The organism is Occallatibacter gabretensis (genome assembly GCF_001449115.1).
Lineage (GTDB): Bacteria > Acidobacteriota > Terriglobia > Terriglobales > Acidobacteriaceae > Telmatobacter > Telmatobacter gabretensis.
In genome coordinates this window covers 399434-421386 of sequence record NZ_LAIJ01000012.1, presented here as the reverse complement: position 1 = coordinate 421386, position 21953 = coordinate 399434, and the positions used below count along the sequence as shown (strand labels likewise).

The window sequence follows — 21953 nt, the reverse complement described above, 5'->3', positions numbered from 1 at the left end:
GATTTGTCTGGATAAAGCCGTTCTGGATGGAATGAGAAGCCGGATATCCGGCGGCAGACAAACTATAGCACGGTAATACAACGCAGTGATGAGTAGACCTGAACCCACTCCGCCGGGGACAACTCACGTATATATCACGTTTTGAATCGCCATAAACCGTAGGCTTCTCTGGTTTATGGCGGGGACGACGGGGCTCGAACCCGCGACCTCCGCCGTGACAGGGCGGCGCTCTAACCAACTGAGCTACGTCCCCACAGGACTGCTGCATTTTTCGTCTCAAAACCGATTCTGATGAAGCCGGGAGACGTTTAATGCAGAGTGTGGGCGGCCTGCAATGAGTTCTCCATGAAGAGCTTTCTCATTGCCGCAACATGGATAAGTGTATCAGAAAGAGCCTTGTCTGTGCGGTGCAAGCAGGCCGAATTCTCCTCCCTTTCTGCGCTGCAACCCGGCTACGCCGACCACGCTGGCGTGCGGCTGGAACGGTTGCCGGAAATGAAGCCCATGTCTGCAGAAATACCGCGCACACACTGCAGAAGATGATTGGCAATCGCCGGCAGTTTCTGCGCGGTAACGCGGAAGGATGGGCCCGAAACGCTGACCGCAGCCACAGGCTGGCGCTGTGCATCCAGAACTGGCACAGCTATGCAGCGCAGCCCCTCTTCCAGCTCCTCGTCATCGACTGCATAGCCGCGGCGGCGTGTCTTTTCGATCTCTACGCGCAGGGCTTCCGGTGTGGCAATGGTCCGGTGCGTAAAGCGCTCAAAGCGGGTGCGCCGAATCACATCGGCGATACGCTCTTCCGGCAAAAATGCCAGAATCGCTTTCCCCACCGAGGTGCAATGCACGGGATTACTGGCTCCGATGCGCGTAATCATGCGCACGGAACGCCCGGGCTCAATCTTATCGATATAAATCACATGCGCCTGTTCCAGAATGCAGAGGTGCGCGGTCTCCTCTGTCTCCGTGACAAGGCGCCGCAGATGCGGCTGCGCACGGTCGCGCAGATCGTATTGCTCAATTGCCCGGTTGCCGAAGTCGAAGAGCCGCAGCCCGAGCCGGAACTTGCCGTTGCCCGTGCGCTCCACCATGTGGTGCCGCTCCAGAACCATAAGGAACCGATGCGCTGTACTTTTGTGAAGCTGCAGCGAGGAGGCAACTTGCGCCAGCCCTAAGGGCGTATCACTCTCGCCAAGAAGATCGAGGACGGCAAATGCCCGATCAAGAGCCTGAACCTTGTATGTGCCGTGGGGAAGTGCGTCTCGCATTCTGAACTCCCGTTTCGCCTAATGGATAGATATAGTTTTCCAAATGAAACCGGGAGGTGTCAATAAAACGGTAGTTTTGCGCCGAATCCGGCATTCTGCAATTTCTTTTGCACCTGAGTGCTGGTTTGATAGTGAGGTGCCTGATCTTATTTTTCTGTGAGCACCATCAGTTCGTTCCCAAGGAATACGGTCAGCAGGAGGGATTTTCCGTCTGGCGACGCGGTGATATTTCGTGGAAATGCTCCTGTCTGGATGGTCTGCAGCAGAGTGGGCTTCGCGCGATCAGCCACGTCAAAGACAGTGGCTTTGCCGCCGCCTCCGGCAAAGCGGTTGGAGTTAGCAACAAGCATCTTGCGATCATTGTCGAAAAGCGCGATGCCTACAGGCGCTTCTCCACCGCTGGAAATTGCCCCGACGAATGCGTGCTTGCGGTCGTTTTCGAGCGCCTGCGCGTCAAAGATCAGAACTTTGTTGTCGCCACGGGCTGTTACATAAAGTGTTTTGCCATCACGACTCATGATTTCGCGGACCGGGGAGCAGCCTGCGTCAAAAACGGCGGGCATGGCGGAGCGCACTGCATCCGCACCTGCCGCTGGAGTGAGCTGAGCGGCTTTGGCCGCGTCGATGACATAGAGCGCGCCGTTGGGTTCCGGGCTGCCATTCTGGCCCTGCACGCAGCCGTCATGATGCAGTTCCGGGATGTCGTTGCCCGGGATACGCGCGTCAAAGGATTCCGCGACGACCTCTCCCACGGCATAGACGCGAGTTCCATCGGTTGAGATGGTGACTCCGGGCGTAGCTCGCGGCGTGTGGAGTTGAGTAAGCGCTTGAGGGTGCACGGCCCCTGACTCGTCGCGATGCAAAGCGATCACGCCGACGTTGCCGCCTTGTCCATACTCATTGGCTATGAAGAGAGTCTGACCATCCGGCGTAACTGCGAGATAGCCGGATCCCGCGTTCTGGCCCTGCTGTAAAGCCATTGGTTTGGCCTTGCCTTCCAGCGCCTCCTGCAACGGGAGAAACGCCACCCCAGCGTCGGATGCGCCGACGGCCAATGTCTGCGTGTGAGGGATAAGCAGGATTCCCTGTGCCATAACACCGCCGAGAGGCTGGAAGGCTATGCGTTTCAGTTTGCCTGGCTCGACACGAAAGACCTCGATGCCGGAGCCAGAGCCGCGCTCGCTGTTTACAGTCACGAGCACGTATTGCCCGTCAGGTGTCCAGATCGCCTGGGTGGGATGGCCATCGGTACTATAGTTTTTGACTGTTACTACTTGAGCCGCAGCAACGCCGATGCAATACCAACACAACATGACTGCCAGCATGGTTCGCATAAGAACAATATAACGGCGTAGTGGCGGGCGCCTGATGAATGGATATTTGGGAATGCCTAATCCGGTGAGAAGCCAGAATCAGGCTTCGACCGTGTCGCCTTCACCCGGAGCCAGGAAAAGATTGGCCTCAAGGCCATGCTGCCGTGTGTAAAGGTCGTAATAGCGGCCGCCCAGCGCATACAGCTCATCATGATCGCCGTGCTCCACAATCCTTCCCTGCTCCACAACCAGGATTTGATTGGCGCGGCGGATGGTGGAGAGCCGGTGCGCAATCACGAAGGTAGTGCGACCCTCCATCAGGCGAGCCAGCCCGGACTGAATCATCGCCTCCGACTCGGAGTCGAGCGAACTGGTAGCCTCATCCAGAATCAGGATGCGAGGCTCGGCCAAGAGCGCACGAGCAATGGATAACCGCTGCCGCTGCCCGCCGGAGAGCTTCACTCCGCGCTCGCCCACAATGGTTTCATAACCCTCCGGGAAGCGCTCGGCGAACTCATCCACGCGCGCCGTTCGGCAAGCTGCCAGGAACTGTTCCTCGGTCGCCCCGGGATGCGAAAACATGATGTTCTCGCGAATGGAGCCATCAAACAAAAACGAATCCTGGAGCACCACACCAAGCTGCGATCGAAATGTGTTGAGGTCAACCTTAGATAAGTCGTACCCATCCACCAAAACCTTGCCACTCCCAGGGCTATGAAAAGCACAGAGCAGGCTGATGATGGTGGACTTTCCAGAGCCGGAGGAACCAACCAGTGCAGTCACCGTTCCTGGTTCGGCGGTAAAGCTGATGCCGTGAAGAACAGGCTTTTCAGGGTCGTAAGAGAACTCGACATTTTCAAAGCGCACGCGGCCTTCAATCGGTGGCATCTTTTCCGTGCGCTCCGGGCTCTGGTTCTCCTCGAGCTCCGACATAATCTCATTCGTGCGGTCAAGCCCGGCAAACGCTTCCGTAAGCTGCGTCCCAATGCTCGTGATCTGGATCATAGGGGCAACCATGAACACAAGGAACATGTTGTATTGGAAATAGTCGCCGGTGGTCCACTGACCATGGATAACCGCGTGGCCGCCGAGCCACATCACCACGCCCGAGACAATGCCCATCATCGTGGTGGAAGCGGACGACATGACGCTGGTGAGCGTCAACGACTTCATCACGTTCTGCAGCAGGCGCTCCACGCCCGCGCCAAAGACCTCATGCTCGCGCGCCTCAGCATGATAACCCTTGATTACGCGTACGCCGCCAAGCGATTCCGTAAGCCTGCCGGTCACTTCGGCATTGATCTTGCCGCGCTCGCGAAAGATAGGCCGAATTGTCTTGAAAGCGTACTGCAGGATGAAAATAAATACGCCAAGTGCGGCAAACACGGTCAGCGTAACAGTGACGCTTTTATGAAGCAGGAAAATGAATGCAAGAATAGCCGTAAGGAGACCGCCGAGAAACTCCACCAGGCCGGTTCCAACAAGGTTCCTCACACCTTCCACATCTGTCATGATGCGCGAAACAAGATTGCCGGTGCGATTGGCATCGTAGTATGCAACCGACAAAAGGCCGACGTGTTTTTGAACGTTGCGGCGCATCTCGGCGATCAGCCGCTGGCCCGCTATTGACAGCAGTTGGATCAGCGCATACGAAGTAATGGCTTGCAACAGCATCGCGCCAAAAACGAGAGCTATGAACTTCGGCAGTAGAGTGGGATCGCCAGCTGGATTGAAGGCTTTATCGAGCAGTGGCTTGGTGGTATACGGCATCACCAGGCCCGCCACGCGGTTAACCACCATCAGCGCCAGGCCGCCCAGCAATAGCCCTTTGCGCGGAGCCATAATCGCCAGTGCTTGCGGCCAGATTTTCTTGAGACTTGGCTTGGATTTCTTCGCCTCGGCACTTACCGCTCCGGCACGCAACTGCCGCCCCTGCGTGCGCTCAGGCCGCAGGTTGCCCAATCCACCTCCGCGTAGGCCGCCCATCTTATGCCTTTCGCGCTGCACGCGCCGCAATAAATGACCGCACGCAGAGGATTACGTACACCAGAAGCATGCCAGCCATGGTGAGCTTGGAGGCAAACGCAATCTGATCCGGCACAAGCCCCTTCGCTTTGGCAGAAAGATACCCTCGGATGGCTTCCACTGCGCCGCCAATGAATCCAACCATGCCAATCGTGACATTGATATGCGCGAAGAGCTTGCGTCGCCCCTCACTGGGGCTGATGGACAGCAAACCACAAATCCCAAGCGCAACGCCAAACCACGCGGGAATAAGCGCTGTCATGTGCTGGCTGCCGGTCCCGATGTAGCCAACTAATCCTAGAGCCACAAGCAGTACCGCGAAGACGAGCGTCACCTTTGCCATTCAGAATCACTCCGTTAGATTAACGCCAGCATATCAGTTGGATTCAGCCGATCTTCTCAGGATGCACGATTGTGGTTTGCGTCCCTCACGCCTTTGCCGCGCTTCGCTTCACATCCGTGAAAACCTCATCCACCGTCCACTCGTTGCCAGGATAGAAGCGCTCGACCTTGCCGTCCGCGCCAATCAATGTAGTGGAAAGCGTATGCGTAATCGTGTTGTCGGCCTCGTTGGTCAAGCCAATGTCAAAGAAATGTGCCATCTTGGTCAGCGTTGGCTTGTCCGGTACGGCAAAATCCCAGCGCTCAAAAGCCAAAGCCGCATCGCTGCCAATATATGTCGCACCATACGCGCGCAGGCGTGCCGGCGTATCGTTGTCAGGGTCAAAGCTCACGCACAGCAAATGCGTCTTACCGGCCAGTGCGGGATCTGCCGCAATCCTCCGATGCAAATCGGCAAAGTTACGTGTAACGCGCGGACAAAAGTTGGGCAGCGGGCAGCGCGTGTAAATAAACGTAACCAGCAGCTGCTTTCCGCGGAACTGGTTGAGATGAATTTGCCTGCCGTCCTGGTTGCGAAGCGCAAAATCCGGTACTGTGTCACCGGCCTGCGGTACGTGATAGATCGCCTGAGGCTTGTAATCGGGCTTGGCCTGCGCCACCACAACAATGTTGTCGAGAACAATGTCCGCGTCGTCATGCTGCGAGACAAGCAGATCCGCCGTAATTGTGTCTCCCGGATGCAATTCAGAGAGAATATTCGGATCCTTGACCTTGTACGGCATGGTCATGGCTTCCATAAAGCCGGTAATAGCGGCATGCTGTACCGTGACCTCGCCTGTGGAAGCATTTGTAAAAACAATCTTCCCGCGCATTTTGTAGGTCTTATAACCAGGCATCGCGGAAGCGGAGGGCACGGGCGCATCCGGCTTGGGTCCGGAATGGCAGCCAGCCAGCATTGCAGCAGCAGTTGCGGCGACGATAAGGAATCGGCGTTTCACACCTCAGTGTACAACCCGGTACGAGTTCAGACCGGCGCGATTTCCTCAGATGGCGCACTCCGGCCAGAGCGGGTATAACGCTGAAATGGGGACCATGCACAACGCCACCACAGCTACGGAACTCGATCACTGGCTTCGCGCAGGCGGTCGAGTGGTCGCTGCCAGCGAACGCGCAGTGCGCGCAGTGTTGGCAAGTTATCACCGGCAGCGGCGCGCAGAAGGACTTGCGGCCTGGTCCACTCCAGATGTGCTTTCGTGGCAATCCTTTATACGCCAGGAGTGGGAGCGCCGGCGCACGGAAGGAATTCTGATTCTGAATGCCATTCAAGAACAGGCGCTCTGGTCCGGCTTTATCCACGCCAGCGAGCACCAAACCGCATTGCTGCCCGGCCCGCTCCATCGCCTCGCCGAGCTTTGCATGACAGCGCACAGCCTTCTCTGCGCTTATGCTCCACAGCTACTCGACTCGCGCTCACGCCGCGGATGGCTTCAGGATGCTGGAGTCTTCAGTGAGTGGCTGGAACTGTTTGACTCCGAATGCCGCGTGAAGAAGCTGATCAGTGCGGAGAGAATCGCGGACGACCTCACTTCCCTGCTCCTCGACAGCGCAGAAATTCGCCCGCCCCTTTTGCTTGCAGGCTTTGATCGGCTTACTCCGTCACAGGAGCGGCTCTTCAACGCATGGGGCCAATGGAGCCTCGTCGCCTCCGCAGAGCGCGCCACCGACGTGCATTCCTACGTTGCTGCTGACCCTGCAACAGAGCTAATGGCATGTGCACGCTGGTGCCGCACGCAACTCAATGCAGATCCCGCAACACGCCTGCTCGTAATTACACAGGAGGCACAAAATCGTCGTGGCGAGCTCGAACGAGCCTTTCTTCGTGAAAGCGTGCCCGCTGAATTCTCTCTGGGAGTTCCGCTTGGCACAATCGGCATCTCGCGGGCTGCCGCCATGCTGCTCCATTGGCTTGACAGCTCACTCAGCGAGCATGAGATCGACTGGCTCTTCGCTACGCCCTATGCTGGCAGCGCTCCAGAACGTGCAGCATTGCAAGCCTTTCATCGCCAGATCCGCCGTAGAAACCTGCAACGCCCACAGTGGACCCTCGACCAGTTTCTCGCCGAACAAGCCCGCGTACAACCGCTGGACTCCTGGACACATCGCATGCGTGCCGCACGCCAGCGCCTGCTGCGTGAAACTCGCCGTGCGCGAAAGCCGCTTGAATGGGCCGAGCAAGTGCCGGAGCTTCTCCGCGAAGCAGGCTGGCCAGGCGAGGAGGCACTCACAAGCGGAGAATTTCAGGCAATGCGCCGCTGGGAACAGGTGCTCGAAGCCTGCGGATCGCTTGGTTTCGATGGGCAACCCATGGAGTGGCGCAAATTTTTATCTAAGCTCGATCAGGAGCTCGCATCCACGCTCTTCACCTTGGAATCGGAAGAAGCGCCCGTGCTCGTTGCCGGTACCGCGGAGTCAGCCGGCATCGTTGCAGATGGCATTTGGTTCCTTGGCGTGGATGATGATTCCTGGCCACCGCGAGGCAGTCTGAACCCGCTTCTGCCGCCTGAGGTGCAGCGTGCCGCGCAGATGCCGCATGCCACAGCGCTGCAGGACAGAGAACTTGCCCAAGCCATGACCAATCGCATCCTTCAATCGGCCGCGACCGTACATTTTAGCTACGCACGACTAAGAGAAGGCGTTGAAAGACGAGCGTCAAGACTGGTTGCAAAGCAAATTGCTGATCTCGCGGTCAAAGCTGATTCCCTCCCCGCGGAGCTGACGGAGCGCGCTGCGTCCAAACCACAAACCGAACGCATCCTTGATACAAGTCAGATTCCATTGCGTGCCACAGAAGGAGCCATCGCAGGGGGCGCAAAGGTTGTTACGATGCAGTCTCTCTGCCCATTTCAGGCATTTGCCGTAGAACGGCTCGCTGCAGAAAAGTGGGATGCAGCTCAGGCTGGATTGACCGCGCTTATTCGGGGCAATCTCTTGCATGAAGTCATGAGCCTTGTGTGGGGCGGAGTCGCAACAGGCGGGATTCGCACGCTGGCAGAACTAAAGTCGCTACTGGATCTCAACGCATTTGTAACAAACTATGTCCACACAGCCATGCGCTCCAAACTGCCTGCAAGCGCGCGCGAGCGAATGCCTGTTCGCTATCTCAAGCTTGAAGAGCAACGGCTGACGCGCCTTGTAACAGAGTGGCTGCGCTTTGAACTCCGCCGACAGGATTTTTCTGTTGAGGATGCCGAGCTCAAGCACGAAGTAACGGTGGCCGGATTAACGCTGCGTGTCCGTCTCGATCGCGTTGACCGGCTCAACGACGGCTCATCCCTTGTGATCGATTACAAAACCGGCGATCAAAAACCAAATCAATGGGACCTGCCTCGGCCAGAGGATGCACAGCTGCCGCTCTACGCCGGCTTCGCGCTGCCGCCGGATAGCAAAATCGGAGGTCTCGTCTTTGCCAAGGTGCGTACAGGCGAGAAGAACCTGTGCTTTGCAGGCCGCATCACGGACGCAAAATCCACTCTTCTCGCAGAATTGAATGGGACCTCTTCGTTGGTAAAGAACCCCCTGACCCTCGACCAGCTTGATGCATGGCGCACAAAGATTGAGCAGCTCGCGCAGGATTTTCTTGCTGGACGAGCAGATCTAGACCCGCGCGAAATTCCAAAAACTTGCGAGACATGCGGCCTGCAGGCGCTGTGCCGCATTCACGAAACCGCAGCATATAAAGGCACTGCGGACGAAGAGGAGGATGCAGATGAATAGCTCTGAACAATCGCTTCCTCCAGATCAGACACAGCGCGAGCAGGCTCTCGCACCAAACCAGAACATACTCGTGCAGGCTCCGGCTGGCTCCGGCAAAACTGACCTGCTCACGCGCCGATTTCTGCGCCTGCTGAGTGAAGTAGACGACCCCACGCAGATCGTCGCCATCACCTTTACCAAGGCCGCCGCTGCAGAGATGCGCCACCGCATCGTGACGGAGTTGGAGAAAGTCGCGGCAAGCAATGAAGACGATGGGCTTACGACAAATCATGACGCATTTGCGATGGCAACACTCGCCCATCGCGCGCTGCAGTGGCTTACAGAGCGCGGCTGGCAGCTCGACGATCTTCCGGTACAGCTACGCATCACTACCATTGACGCCTTCTGCCGCGAGATAGCAATACAACAACCCCTGCTCGGCGGTTTGGGTGGAACTCTAGAAATTGCCGCTGAGCCGGAAGAATTGTATCGTCGCGCAGCACAAAGCACTTTGGCACAGCTGGGAGCGCCAGAGTCCGCAGCCAATACCGAATTGCTTCAGTCCATCGAGATGCTGCTCGAATTGCAGGACAACAACTGGCAGGAGATCGAAGACCAGTTGGTTGAAATGCTCAGCAAACGTGACCGCTGGATGCATGATTTCCTGCTACAGCACGAACCGGATTGGAACGCACTGCGCACGCGGCTCGAGCAGCCCTTCGCAGCAGCAGCCGGCCAATCGCTTGCCGCGGCTGCAGAACTTTTCCTTCAGCTTCCTGATATCTGCGAAGAAGCTCTCGCACTCGCGCGCTTTGCCTGCGAGCAGAAGAACGACGGCAGCCTCCAGGCACTCGCGGAGCAAGTTGAACTTCCCTGCCCTCCATTCGGAAGCGCCGAGGCAATTGACGCGGCGCGCGTAGCGTGGCTCGATCTCACCGATCTGCTCCTGACAAAGGAAGGAACCTTTCGCAAGAACGTAACTGTCCACGACGGCTTTCCCACCGACCGCAAAATCGAAAAGCAGCGTCTGGTGTCGCTGCTCGCCACACTATGCAACGTCGAAGCTCTCGAATCCACGCTGCATAGACTTCGCACGCTTCCTCCGGCACGCTACACAGATGCTGAGTGGCGCATCGTTCGCGCCTGCTTCACTCTTCTGCGTCACGCAGCAGCCCAGCTGCGCGTCGCCTTTGCCGAATCCGGGGCGGTCGATTACATCGAAGTCGCACAGCAGGCGCAGCACGTGCTTCAGGACGATGAACGCATGCCCACGGAGGCCGGGCTCAGAATCGCCGATGAGATTCATCACCTGCTCGTGGACGAATTTCAGGACACCAGCCGCCGTCAGCATCAACTCATTGCCGCCATCGCCGCGGCATGGGGCGAGACAACCGGCAGAAGCGTCTTTGCCGTGGGCGATCCCATGCAATCGATCTATCTGTTTCGCGACGCTGCTGCGGAGCTGTTCCCGCAGGTACGCAAGCGAGGCATCGACCTGCCCGGCGGCGAATCACTAAAGTTCAATTTCATCCGCCTCAGTTCCAACTTTCGCACCGCGGATGCGCTGGTTCAGGAACTCAATGAATTCTTCGGCAGCATCATTGCCGAAGACAACAGCAGTAGCATCGAATTTGCAAAAGCGGAAGCCGCGCGTAAGGACTCGGTCGGACCGCCACTACGTCTGTCATTTCATTCAACCTTCACTCCCAGAGGTGAAGTAAAAAGCGAGGCTGCCCACGCGGCACAGGTCGCCGAAATCACAGAACTCATCGGTAACTACTCTGAACAAATCGAGCAGGCGCGCCTCAACGGTGGAAAGTTTCGTATCGCCGTACTCGCGCGTACTACAAAGATGCTTGTACCTATCGCCGCAGCACTGCGCGAAGCCGGAATTCCCTTTCGAGCTGAAAGTCTCGAGAGCTTGTCTGAACGGCCGGAGGTAATCGATGCGCTGAATCTTGCTCGCGCGCTCATGAATGGCCAGAATCGCATCGCATGGCTTGGTGTTCTGCGTGCTCCCTGGTGCGGTCTTTTGCTCGCAGACCTGCACACACTTACCAGCGCGGATGATCCCGCAATCCGTGCGAGCGCAATCCCTGAATTGCTCGCCGAGCGAATGCATATGCTCAGTGATTCCGGCCGCCAGGCAGTGCAGCGCATCGAGCAGGCTATGCAGCAAGCCCACGCCATGCGGGCCGCGCAGCCAGAGGTGGCACTCGGAACATGGCTCGAACAAACATGGCTGCTGGTCGGCGGGGCTGATTGCGTAGATGTCGCCGCGCGAGCGAATCTCGATCTTCTCTGGCAATGCCTCGATGCGCTTCCCGGCGCAGAGCCGGATCTGCTTGGACCTGCGCTTGGCGCTGCACTCAAAGATCTCACTGCGCTGCCAGATCCTGCCGCTGAGAGCGACTATGGCGTCCACTTGATGACCATTCACAAATCCAAAGGCCTCGAGTTTGAAGTCATCATCGTGCCGGAAATTCACGGCCAGTCGAAACGCACACGTCATCGCATGGTCGCATGGCTTGAGCGTGGACTTTCAGAAGCAGATGAGGCAGGCGAGATGACGGAATTCCTCGTCGCGCCGCAGCAGGCCAAGGGCACAGAGCGAGGCTCTGCCAAGCAATGGGTCGACTCGCTCTACGCAATCCGCGAGCGGCAGGAGATTCAGCGGCTGCTTTACGTGGCCGCCACGCGCGCGCGCGAGGAACTTCACTTTTTCGCGCGTATGGAAGCTCCGGCAGACAAGGACAAAGAGCTGAAACCCCGCTCAAACAGCTTGCTCGAATCCGCGTGGCCCGCGTTGAAGGAGATCGCAGAATCACAATTTGCAGCATCGCATCTGGAAATACCTGCATTGCAAGGAAACGAAACCACCAGCAGCGAAATCGTCCGCAAGCCTGCGATTCTTCATCGCCTGCCCGCGAACTACAAAACTCCTGCCGCCGCATTCCCCGCCACTCGCGGTTCGTTTGCGGGTCTTGGCGATCAAAGCGTATACCAGCGTCATGAAGGCGGACTGGTTTCGCGTGTACTCGGCACGGCAGTCCATACACTCATGGCAGAACTGGCGCGCCAGCACCCTCATAACTTGAGCGCATCACAAGCTGCGCTCGAAGACATTCTCCCGCGTCTCATCGCAGAAATTCGCTCCACCGGCATCGATTCTGCCGAAGCCGAGCACATCGCCACACGGGCACTCGATATGGTTCTGCGTGCAAGTACAGACACAGATGCACAATGGCTTCTTTCGCCGCACGCCGATGCAGCAAGCGAAACACGCTGGACCGGCCTTCTTGATGGTAAGTTGCGAACCGTGCAGGCAGACCGCATCTTCCGCGCTGGGCCTAAGCCCCATGTCGCAGGCAATGACATCTGGTGGATTGTGGACTATAAGACAATCGAATCGGAAACGGCACTGCCAGAACTACGGAATCTATTTGAGCCGCAGCTCAATCTCTACGCACGCCTTCTTCGCCTGCTGCATGGACCGGATGTTGAAGTACGCGCCGGCCTCTATTATCCGCGCATGCGCCTCTTTGACTGGTGGAAAATCTAACTACTACTTGCTGCTTCCAACTGCGCCACATGCTCCGCGCGAACGTCCTTCGCGGTGAAAAGCCTCAGAAACGGCGCGCCCTGAGCAGCATGCTCTACAGCAGGCCGCCCGTTCGCTTCCTCGCGCTCGACAATGCAAACCACGGCGGCCACCGTCATCCCGGCCTCACGCGCGGCCTCAATTGCATTGATCGTCGATGCACCTGTCGTACATACATCATCCACAATCACCACATGCGCGCCCTCGCGCAGAAAGCCCTCAATGCGCCTTCCTGTTCCGTGCGTCTTCTCTGCTTTCCGGACCAGAAATCCATGCATCAGCGGTGAACCCGGCTGCTCAATCGCTCGCCACGCGCTTGCCGTAGCCACGTTTGAAACAATCGGATCCGCACCCATCGTCAGGCCGCCCACAGCATCCGCTTTTACGCCGTTCTTTTCCAGCAGCTCAAGAATTGCGTGACCCGTAAGCCGCCCGCCCTCTGCATGGAGTGTCGTTGTCCGGCAATCGATGTAGTAATCGCTCGTTCCACCGGAAGAAAGCTTGAACTGGCCCAGGCGAAAGCTGATGCGCGCAAGTAGAGAGAGCAGTTGACTGGCGTAAGAGGTGTCGGTCATTCGTTCGATTGTAATGGACCGATGCTCACAACCTGTCCAGATTCTTAAAGCCGCCCGTGCCCGCAATCATGATGGCAAATAAAAGCAAGTTATAGCTCGCATGCACCAGTGTGCTCGCGGCCAGCGAGCGGAATCGCAACCGCACCCAGCACAGCACCAGGCTCACGCAGAACAACAACACAAACGGCCCCAATGAATAGCCCGTTTGCGCGCCATGCATCAGCGCAAAGGGAATGCTCACAAGCACAGATCCCACCGCCATCGCTGGCAATGTCCACACCGTCTTTCCCTGCTCATCCGGCCACGGCGCAGGTCGCTTCGTTATGCGCTCCACTGACCAGTCGTAGGCCGTGCAGAAAGCCGGCAGTAAAAACCCGCGAAACAGCATCTCTTCAAAAAACGGCGCCAGCAGAGTGCCAAAGAAGAACATGAACCACGGCGCGCCGGGCATTTTGAAGACCTCATCGATCGGCGCATTCTCAGGCCCTGGCATAAGTTTTCCATCCACTACTGCCAGCACCAGGCAGAAAAACGCCGTGCCCATCAGGCGCCCGCGGGCATCTGCTGCCGCACTCCATCGCCACTCCATTCCACGAAAGAAAGGCGTGTGCCACAGATGCGGGAAGAGAGCGATGCAGCCCATCAGTGTGAAGAGATACCACAGCAGCTGCCAACCAAGCGCGTAACGAATATCCGCAAACGCCTGCTTCGCCGTGGATACGCCTAACAGGTGAAACTGTAGAGATCCAGCGGTGATAATGGTCGCGATGAGAGCGGCAAAAACAAGCAGGATGCTGAGCAACCCCACGTCCGCAATATTCGGAAAGCGCATTGGTCTCGGCGCTTCCACCACGTACGTTTCGGCCGGCGCAATAGCCGGTTCAGGCTCAGCAGCCTGCGCGACGAACTCTTCGTTGATCTCGCCGCTCATGCCTTCCCCGTTTTTCTCGTTGCAGATTTCCTAGCCGGACGTTTCGTCGTCGCCTTAGTAGACGCCGCGTCAGCCTCTGCGGTTGCGGAATTTGTCTTTGCTGCTGCGAAGCTCGCTCTTGTCTCGGGGACGCCCGTCTTCTTCGCGCGGCCCTTGCCAGCCCGGCTCTCGCTTGCTGTACCCTTCGCGGTCGCATTCTTCCGCGCGTGCTCCGTCGCCAGAACCTCGTCAAACAGCAGCGCTTCCGCCCCTTCTTCATCAAGCGCTTCCAGCCGTCCGTTTGCCGCCGCGTAATACCGCCGCAGAAATTGCCCCGTAAACGACTCTGGCGTCGCTGCTACCTTCGCGGGCCTGCCTTGTGCTACAAGCTTTCCGCCGTTCTCGCCGCCATCCGGGCCCAGATCGATAATCCAATCCGCGTTGCGAATCACATCCAGGTTGTGTTCAATGATGATCACAGTGTTACCCAGATCCGCCAGCCTGTGCAGCACCTCCAGCAGCTTGCGGACATCATCAAAATGCAAGCCCGTAGTCGGCTCATCCAATACGTACATCGTACGGCCGGTCTGCCGCTTGCTCAGCTCGCGGGCCAGCTTCATACGCTGCGCCTCGCCGCCAGAGAGCGTCGTCGCGCTCTGTCCCAGGTGCACGTACCCAAGCCCCACATCCACCAGTGTCTGTAGTTTCTGCTTGACCTGCGGCACATTCAGGAGCACCGCCAGCGCATCCTCAATTGTCAGTTCCAGAATGTCCGCAATCGAGTAGCCATGGAACTTTACCGCCAGCGTCTCCTGGTTGTAGCGACGTCCATTGCACACCTCGCACTGTACGTACACATCCGGCATAAAGTTCATCTCAATACGCTTTTGCCCATCGCCCTCGCAAGCCTCACAGCGGCCGCCGCCAACATTAAAGCTGAAGCGCCCAGGCTTATATCCCCGTTCGCGGCTCTCCGGCAGCATCGCAAACAGATCGCGGATTGGCCCAAAGACCTGTGTATACGTCGCAGGATTCGATCTCGGTGTGCGCCCAATCGGCGACTGATCAATGCGGATCACCTTATCCAGCTGCTCCGCGCCCACCAGCTCATCATGCGATCCCGGCTCCTCGCGCGACCCATAAATCTTCTGTGCCAGCGAGCGGTAAAGAATGTCATTGATCAGTGTGCTCTTGCCACTGCCGCTCACCCCCGTCACCACCGTCATAATGCCCAGCGGAATCCGGATGTTCAGATCATGCAGATTGTGCTCGCGCGCGCCCGTCATCGTGAGCCACTTGCCACTTAGTGGCCGCGGCTTCTCGCGCTGTAGAATCTCAATCGCGCCCGAGAGATACTTCCCTGTCAGCGATGCAGGATTCGCCATAATCTGCTCCGGCGTGCCCTCCGCCACTACATCGCCGCCCAGCCGGCCCGCACCTGGGCCAAGATCCACTACATAGTCCGCATGACGAATCGTGTCCTCGTCATGCTCCACCACCAGGACCGTATTGCCCAGATCGCGCAACTGTTCCAGCGCACCAATCAGCCGCGTGTTGTCACGCTGATGCAGCCCAATCGAAGGCTCGTCCAGCACATACAAAACTCCGCGCAGCCGCGAACCAATCTGCGTCGCCAGCCGAATCCGCTGCCCCTCGCCTCCAGACAACGTCGCAGCACTGCGGTCAAGCGCCAGATAGCTCAACCCCACAGCGCACAGAAACTCCAGCCGCTCCACTACCTCGCGCCGGATACGCTCTGCAATCAGAGCCTCGCGATCATTGAACTTCAACTCGTACGCGGCAGACAATGCGCGGTTCAGCGGCAGCGCCGTAAAATCTGCAATCGACAACCCGCCCACCTTCACCGCCAGCGACTCCGGTCTTAGGCGTTTACCTCTGCACGCCGGGCAGGGTGTAGCCGACATGAAGTTCATCATGTATTCGCGGTAGCCGTCGCTGCGCGCCTCTTCCACGGAATCCCGCAGATACGCCAGAACCCCATGAAAGCCCGTACGCGGTCCCTCGCCTTTCGGCGGTCCATACACCAGAATGTGCTGCTGCTTCGGCGGCAAATCCTCGAACGGCGTCTTCAAATCAATCCCGTATTTACTGGCAGCCAGATGAATCAGCTTCAGCAGATACTGCGATGCCGAGCCCGGCCCCAGTCCTCCATCCAGCAGTGGTTTCGACCAGTCTGTAATCACCTTCGCCGGATCAAAATCATAGAGGGAACCCAGTCCATGGCACTCCGGGCAGGCGCCAAAGGTCGAGTTAAAGCTGAAGCTGCGCGGCTCCAGCTTCGGCACATCCAGCCCGCAATCCGGGCAAGCCATCGAAGAGGAAAACAGCTGCTCCTCGCCATTGGCCAGAGCAACCAGCACCAGGCCATTTGCCATCTGCAGGGACTTTGACACAGCCGCATCGAGCCGTTTTTCCAGCGTAGGCTTGCCACTGGCCGCAGGTTCTGAGAGCTTCAGCAGAATGCGGTCAATGACCGCCTCGATGTTGTGATTCTTGCGCCGGTCCAGCTGAACTGGCTCCGACAGGTCTCGCATCTCGCCGTCAACGCGCGCGCGAAACCCTTGCTGATCAAGCTGATCCAGCAAATCCTTAAACTCGCCCTTGCGCCCCCGCACCACCGGTGCCATCACCGTCACGCGCTCGCCTGCTCCAAGCTGCAGAATGCGCTGGACAATCTGTTCCGCGGTCTGCCGCGCAATCGGCCTTCCGCAATTCGGGCAGTGCGGCGTACCCACCGATGAGTACAGCAGCCGCAGGTAGTCGTAAATTTCCGTAATCGTACCCACGGTCGATCGCGGGCTCCGGCTCGTAGTCTTCTGCTCAATCGAAATCGCCGGGCTCAAGCCCTCGATCGAATCCACATCAGGCCGCTCGATCTGGTCCAAAAACTGCCGCGCATAAGCCGATAGCGTCTCCACATACCGGCGCTGCCCTTCGGCGTAAATCGTGTCAAAAGCAAGCGAGCTCTTCCCCGATCCCGAAAGTCCGGTAACCACAGTCAAAGTATTGCGCGGAATGCGGACGCTGATGTCCTTGAGGTTGTGCTGGCGCGCCCCGCGAACGGAAATGTGAGTAATGGGCATGGGAGAAGAAGTCAGGCAACGAAGCCGATTGGTAAGTGCATCTTTAGGGTTGTTAGAACTTAAGCAGACATAGGTATTCTAGTTGTCAATAGATTAGAGGGTCAACGAAGCCATTTCTCTGCGACAATCCAGATGAGCCGTAGCAGGCCTAAACTTCCTGCAAATGCGGCCGATCAACGATACTGGCACCAACCATTCACTCCCCAGAGGCTTGGAATGACGGATTTTATAAACCTCACAATGCTCGTATGCGCCGCAATCGGTTCCATGGCCTTAGGCGTTCTTGCGGCATACGGAATATTTAAAGTTGGCTTTGCGCTTATGCGCCCGCGCCCCGCTGCTGCGCCTGTAGCTGTCAAACCACAACCGGAAGCGGCGCTTTAACTCATTCTTACAGTGGTGGAGGCGGCGCTTGCCCCGGCGGCAACGGCTGCCCTGGCTGGCCTGACTGCGAACCCGGATTCATAGGCGGCCTTGGCATCGGAGGAGGCTGCTGTATAGGCGTATCATCCACCACCGGCTCTGGATCATCATCCGCAGTATTTTGCGCTGGCTGCACCGAATGCTGCCCCTGCGTCGGATTCGACGCGCTGGGCGTGCTCAGCACAATCTGCCGTGGCGTCCCCTGCCCCTGGTCCCCAATCAACATCACGTTGTACGCCGAACCATGCAACAGTTGCGCCAGCACTTCCTTCGCCGGAGCCGGGCCATACTCACCAAAGACCCGCTCATCCGCGCCCATTCCCTCCAGCGTTGCGCCCGTCCGGCTCGATACCTCGGTCAGAATCTGCCTCAAGCTTGCATTCTTCGCGCTGATCCGCAAACCATGGCTGTCCCACTCGACCACTGCAGGCGTCGGAGCGGCGTTTGCCGGCCAGGATGGAGTTGGTGTGGGTGCTGCAGCCGGAGTAACGGCCGGAGCACTGGCAGGCGCCGCGGCCTTGGCCGGTGCCGACGCTGGCGGGGCTCCCTGCGCGCCCAGCCGCGCTGCCGCCAAAGCAGCCAGCACTGCCAGCAGCGTCGCCGTCCGCGCCACGAATTGCCGTTCTGTCAGCTTCCGCATCCTCACTCGCTCTCCCTAAGGGCCTTTCACACGTCTGTGTACTAGACTAGCAGTGGTTCCATAACGCTCGCTTGAGCGCTTTTCGTAAGGTGAACAAACCAGCCATGCGCCAGGCAATTCGTACCCACTCCCGAGCAGTACCGGCTTTTCTCTTCGCGCTGCTTTTCGTCGCCGCGCCCGCGCTCAGCCGCGCCGTCACCTGCACCCCGCAGGGCGCCATGCAACCGGCTGACCGCGATCTACTAGCATCCGCCGGCCAGCGTCTTGCAATCGCCGTAGCCCAGCAGGATGCTACCACACTTCAATCTTCCCTGCTTCCAGCCGTCACGCAGCAGTGGGAGGGCATCCACGACACCGCCGAGGCCGCCGCACCACTCGTCAAGGGTGGCCAGATGCAGCTCCGAAACCTCTATCTCCTGGACGCCACCTCGCTCACCGCCCCCGCCGACACGCAGTTTTACTGCACCAGCGCCAGCGGCTCGCTTACCGTCACCATCAGCATGCGCAGCCTGCCTCCCGGCAAATATGCCTTTGTTCTAGCCGATGCCGCAGGCGCCCCGCTTGCCGGCCAGATCGGTCTCGTCCTCGGCTGGGACGCCGGCGCATGGAAGATCGGCGGCATCTTCGCCCGTCCCGGCGCGCTCGATGGCCACGATGGCGTCTTCTACTGGCAGCGCGCCCGTGAAGCTGCACGCTCAGGCGCATCCTGGTCTGCTTATTACTCGTACGAAGCAGCGCGCGCCCTCCTGCTTCCTGTCGATTTCCTCTCCTCACCGAATCTGGACAAGCTGAATCAGGAGCAGTCGCAACTCTCTGGCGCGCCCAGTTTCCCCTTCTCTGCCCAGGCCGGGGACCGCACCTTCAAAATCAATTCCGTCCATTTTGACGCATCACTCCGCGCTCCCGACCTCGGCATCGTGTACGAATCCGTCGGTGTAAGCGACCCCGCCGCCCAGCGCACGGAAGCCACCGCGGCTATGAGCGCCTTTCTCAAGGCGCAACCCACCCTGCGAGGCGGTTTTCACGGCCTGTGGGCTTACGCCTCCTACGGCGGCAAGATCACTCCAGTGATGGAGCTGCCCATGAACCAAATACCGTAAAGGCAGGGACTGAGGGACATAGGAACCAGGGACTAGGAAAGACGCGTAAGTTGAGCTGTCAGGCACTATCCTATATCCCTGGTCTCTAGTCCCTGCTCCCTGCACGAAAGGAACTTTCGTGCCCATCATCGACCTCCGTTCCGATACCGTCACCCGCCCCACACCCGCCATGCGTGCCGCCATGGCCGCAGCGGAAGTCGGCGATGACGTCTACGGCGAAGACCCCACCATCAATCTCCTGGAAAAGCGCGCCGCGGAAATCTTCGGCCGCGAGGCCGCACTCTTTGTCCCTACCGGCACCATGGGAAACCAGATCGCCCTCAAGCTCCACACCCAGCCCGGCCAGGAGATCATCTGCGAATCACGCGCCCACATCCTCGACTGGGAGATGGCCACCACCGCCGTCTTCTCCGGCTGCCTCGTCCGTGCCGTGCCCACGCCGAACGGCATCCTCACCTGGCGCGACATTGAACCGGTCATCTTCAAGCGCGGATCATTCCGCGCCGCCACCGGCCTCATCGAAATCGAAAACACCGCCAACCTCGCCGGTGGCCGAGTCACCGACCTTCCTGTCTTGGAAGAGATTTGGGAAGGGGCCAAAAATCGCAATCTTCCTACTCATCTCGATGGCGCACGCATCTTCAATGCGGCCGTCGCACTCGGCGTCGATATAAAGGACCTCACGCGCGGCTTCGACACCGTCATGTTCTGCCTGTCAAAAGGCCTCTGCGCGCCCGTAGGCTCCATGCTCGTCGGCTCAGCCACGCATATCGAACAAGCCCGCATCTATCGCAAAGCCCTCGGCGGCGGCATGCGGCAGGCCGGTATCCTCGCTGCCGCGGGCCTCATCGCGCTCGAAGAGATGCCGAAGCGCCTGCACGAAGATCACGCCAACGCGCGCTTGCTGGCCGAGTCACTCGCACAGATCGAAGGCATCGCCATCGATCCCGCTACAGTTGAGACCAACATCATCGTCTTCCGGCTCACCGGCTCGCTCACAGCCGCAGAGCTCTCTGCAAACCTGAAGACCCGTGAAATTCTCATCAGCGCCGTCGGCCCTCAAACCATGCGTATCGTCACACATCACGACGTCACGCGCGAAGATTGCCTGGCAGCAATCGAAATTCTGCGCGCACAAATCGAATCCACCACTACCGTCCGAGCCTGATCACTTCAGCGTGTTGTTGGAATATTTTCGTAAATAGTTGCCTGATTGCGCCCCTGGCGCTTGGAACGGTAAAGAGCCTCATCCGCGCAGCGCAAAAGCTGCTCCGGGGTCTCTCCATCATTCGGATACAGTGCAATGCCGATTGAAATCGTGAACGCACTATAAGTCTGCGAGCCGACAGACACGCTCATGTGTGAGACCGCCTGCAGAATTGTTTCGGCGCGCTGATATGCGGCCTCAACCGTGATGTCTGGCAGTAGAATCGTAAATTCCTCGCCACCATAGCGACATGCAATATCTTCCGGGCGAATACTGCTCTTCAGAACATTCGCAAGTCCCTGTAACCCGGCGTCTCCTGCCGCATGACCGTGGGTATCATTGAATCGTTTGAAGTGATCCATATCCAGCATCAGCACGGCCAGTGACTGCTTCTTGCGTGCCGCGCGGGACAGCTCGCGGTCCAGAGAAATCTGCATGAAATGCCGGTTGAATAGCCCGGTAAGCGCATCACGAATCGATTGATTTTCCAGCTTGCTCTGAAGATTCAGAGTAGCCACAGACATTGCCAGAATCTGCAACAACTGCCGCAGGCCGTCCATGCGGCGATTCACCGCTTGCACAGCGGCCTCGTCCGCGCATTGCACATAAAGCACTCCCAGTGTGCTTCCATGCGCCGCGATAGGCACACACACATAACATTCCGGCGCTTCTCCGGTGAAATGCGTACAGTGAATCTCTGAAAGCCCCGGCTGACGCCAGCGCGGTTGCCCGGAGCGCAGTCCGCAACAAGCCTCCGGCGGATTGAAATCATCCACCGTCGTCGTTCCCCAGAACGAAACCACTTCCACCACCTGGCGCGAGTTATCAATCATGCACAGAGAGCCGGACGTCTCCGGCAATAAGAACGAAAGCCTGCGCGAAGCCGAGCCATAGAGTTGCTGAACATCCATGCATAACTGGAGTTCGTCGCGGGCCGCGGTCAGTAAAGTGGCTTCCTGCGCGCGATCTTCCAACGCCTTCACGCTCTGCTCCAGATGTTGGTTAGTGAACTTTATCTTCCGTTCCACACGCTCGCGACGCATCGCATCGCGCACCAGAAATGCCAGCAGCACCGCGGAGGTCAGAAGCCACAGGCCCACTGCCCCCGCCTCTGTCGTGACGGAAGTAAAAATGCTCCGCTGCGATCTCTCATCGCGTTGTTTCAGCAGAGACTGCTCGGTATCCGTCATCACGCTGACAATCTGTTGGCAGTGTTGAATCTCCAGCGTCGGCAGCTCGGATTGCTTGTTGAATCCGTCAAGCGCCTTGACCAGCTCATCCGAGCCGTTTGCAAGCTTCTCTACGTTCCCGGCCTGGTCGGGGTTGTCGGAAACCAGCGTCTTCAGGTGCGTAGCGGATGTAACCAGCTGATTAGCCGCCGTCCGCGCGCGATTGAGCTGATCCTCATCTCCAGTCAGGAGAAAGAGCCGGCTGCGGTATTCGATGCGTTCCGTCAGCAGGGAGGCACGTTGCAACGTGCTTAGCACCTCTTGCGTGTGCTCTACCCATTTGTTGGCGGAAATAAGCTGCTGCGTGTTGTTGTATACCAGCAGGCCCGTGACAACCGTCACCAGCACTGCTCCGCTTGCAGCAGCGATAAGCGTTGTGATTGCGGAATACGATCGCCGGGACCGCTTAATCAACTTCGCCATCAGTGACCCGCACGCAGTGGAAAAACCCTTACTTAAGTAA

Annotated in this window: 14 protein-coding genes and 1 tRNA gene; 4 read left to right on the top strand and 11 right to left on the bottom strand. The window is 58.4% G+C overall.

Features of this window, described 5'->3' with window-relative positions; genetic code table 11:
• Positions 1-176 precede the first annotated feature (176 nt).
• The 6 genes from VO84_RS20995 to VO84_RS20970 all read right to left on the bottom strand — a co-directional run bounded on the left by VO84_RS20995 (position 177) and on the right by VO84_RS20970 (position 5946).
• A tRNA-Asp gene (locus VO84_RS20995) sits at positions 177-253 on the bottom strand.
• A 199-nt stretch (positions 254-452) separates the two neighbouring features.
• Positions 453-1268 (bottom strand): IclR family transcriptional regulator, encoded by an 816-nt coding sequence (locus tag VO84_RS20990; protein ID WP_058189725.1) that lies wholly within the window; start codon positions 1266-1268, stop codon positions 453-455.
• Between the two features lie 146 nt (positions 1269-1414).
• Complete coding sequence (locus VO84_RS20985; RefSeq protein WP_157440041.1) at positions 1415-2602, bottom strand: lactonase family protein; 1188 nt, start codon at positions 2600-2602, stop codon at positions 1415-1417.
• A gap of 78 nt (positions 2603-2680) precedes the next feature.
• Entirely contained in the window at positions 2681-4567 is a 1887-nt protein-coding gene (locus tag VO84_RS20980; RefSeq protein ID WP_058189723.1) for an ABC transporter ATP-binding protein, read from the bottom strand.
• A gap of 1 nt (position 4568) precedes the next feature.
• On the bottom strand, positions 4569-4949 hold the full coding sequence (locus tag VO84_RS20975; protein WP_058189722.1) for a hypothetical protein: 381 nt from the start codon (positions 4947-4949) through the stop codon (positions 4569-4571).
• An 85-nt stretch (positions 4950-5034) separates the two neighbouring features.
• Positions 5035-5946 carry an SCO family protein gene (locus VO84_RS20970; RefSeq protein ID WP_231738131.1) on the bottom strand — a complete coding sequence of 304 codons (912 nt, stop codon included), beginning with the start codon at positions 5944-5946 and terminating at the stop codon, positions 5035-5037.
• A 94-nt stretch (positions 5947-6040) separates the two neighbouring features.
• On the opposite strand from VO84_RS20970, the gene VO84_RS20965 reads away from it, so the two are divergent.
• Together VO84_RS20965 and VO84_RS20960 are read left to right on the top strand one after the other, a co-directional pair.
• Positions 6041-8722, top strand: a complete 2682-nt coding sequence (locus tag VO84_RS20965; protein WP_058189721.1) for a PD-(D/E)XK nuclease family protein — start codon at positions 6041-6043, stop codon at positions 8720-8722.
• The gene (locus VO84_RS20960) at positions 8715-12263 is read left to right on the top strand and encodes a UvrD-helicase domain-containing protein (RefSeq protein WP_058189720.1); all 3549 of its coding nucleotides are present in this window, start codon (positions 8715-8717) and stop codon (positions 12261-12263) included. The genes VO84_RS20965 and VO84_RS20960 overlap by 8 nt, the downstream gene beginning before the upstream one ends.
• On the opposite strand, the gene pyrE is transcribed toward VO84_RS20960, so the two are convergent.
• From pyrE to VO84_RS20940, 4 genes are all read right to left on the bottom strand, one after another.
• Positions 12260-12877 (bottom strand): orotate phosphoribosyltransferase, encoded by a 618-nt coding sequence (gene pyrE, locus VO84_RS20955; protein WP_058189719.1) that lies wholly within the window; start codon positions 12875-12877, stop codon positions 12260-12262. The two genes, VO84_RS20960 and pyrE, sit on opposite strands and share 4 nt — an antisense overlap.
• A gap of 25 nt (positions 12878-12902) precedes the next feature.
• Positions 12903-13808: a CPBP family intramembrane glutamic endopeptidase gene (locus VO84_RS20950; protein WP_058189718.1), complete on the bottom strand. Its 906-nt coding sequence runs from the start codon at positions 13806-13808 to the stop codon at positions 12903-12905.
• On the bottom strand, positions 13805-16891 hold the full coding sequence (gene uvrA / locus VO84_RS20945) for an excinuclease ABC subunit UvrA (RefSeq protein WP_058189717.1): 3087 nt from the start codon (positions 16889-16891) through the stop codon (positions 13805-13807). Before uvrA ends, VO84_RS20950 begins: the two co-directional genes overlap by 4 nt.
• 391 nt (positions 16892-17282) lie before the next feature.
• Complete coding sequence (locus VO84_RS20940) at positions 17283-17954, bottom strand: hypothetical protein (protein ID WP_058189716.1); 672 nt, start codon at positions 17952-17954, stop codon at positions 17283-17285.
• A gap of 71 nt (positions 17955-18025) precedes the next feature.
• On the opposite strand from VO84_RS20940, the gene VO84_RS20935 reads away from it, so the two are divergent.
• Positions 18026-19054, top strand: coding sequence for a hypothetical protein (locus VO84_RS20935; RefSeq protein ID WP_157440040.1), 1029 nt, complete (start codon positions 18026-18028; stop codon positions 19052-19054).
• A 124-nt stretch (positions 19055-19178) separates the two neighbouring features.
• Entirely contained in the window at positions 19179-20222 is a 1044-nt protein-coding gene (locus VO84_RS20930) for a threonine aldolase family protein (RefSeq protein WP_058189926.1), read from the top strand.
• 5 nt (positions 20223-20227) lie between these two features.
• Here the strand turns inward: VO84_RS20930 and VO84_RS20925 are convergent, their stop codons facing one another.
• A complete protein-coding gene (locus tag VO84_RS20925) occupies positions 20228-21913 on the bottom strand; it encodes a sensor domain-containing diguanylate cyclase (protein ID WP_058189714.1) in 1686 nt (561 codons plus the stop codon).
• Positions 21914-21953: the final 40 nt, after the last annotated feature.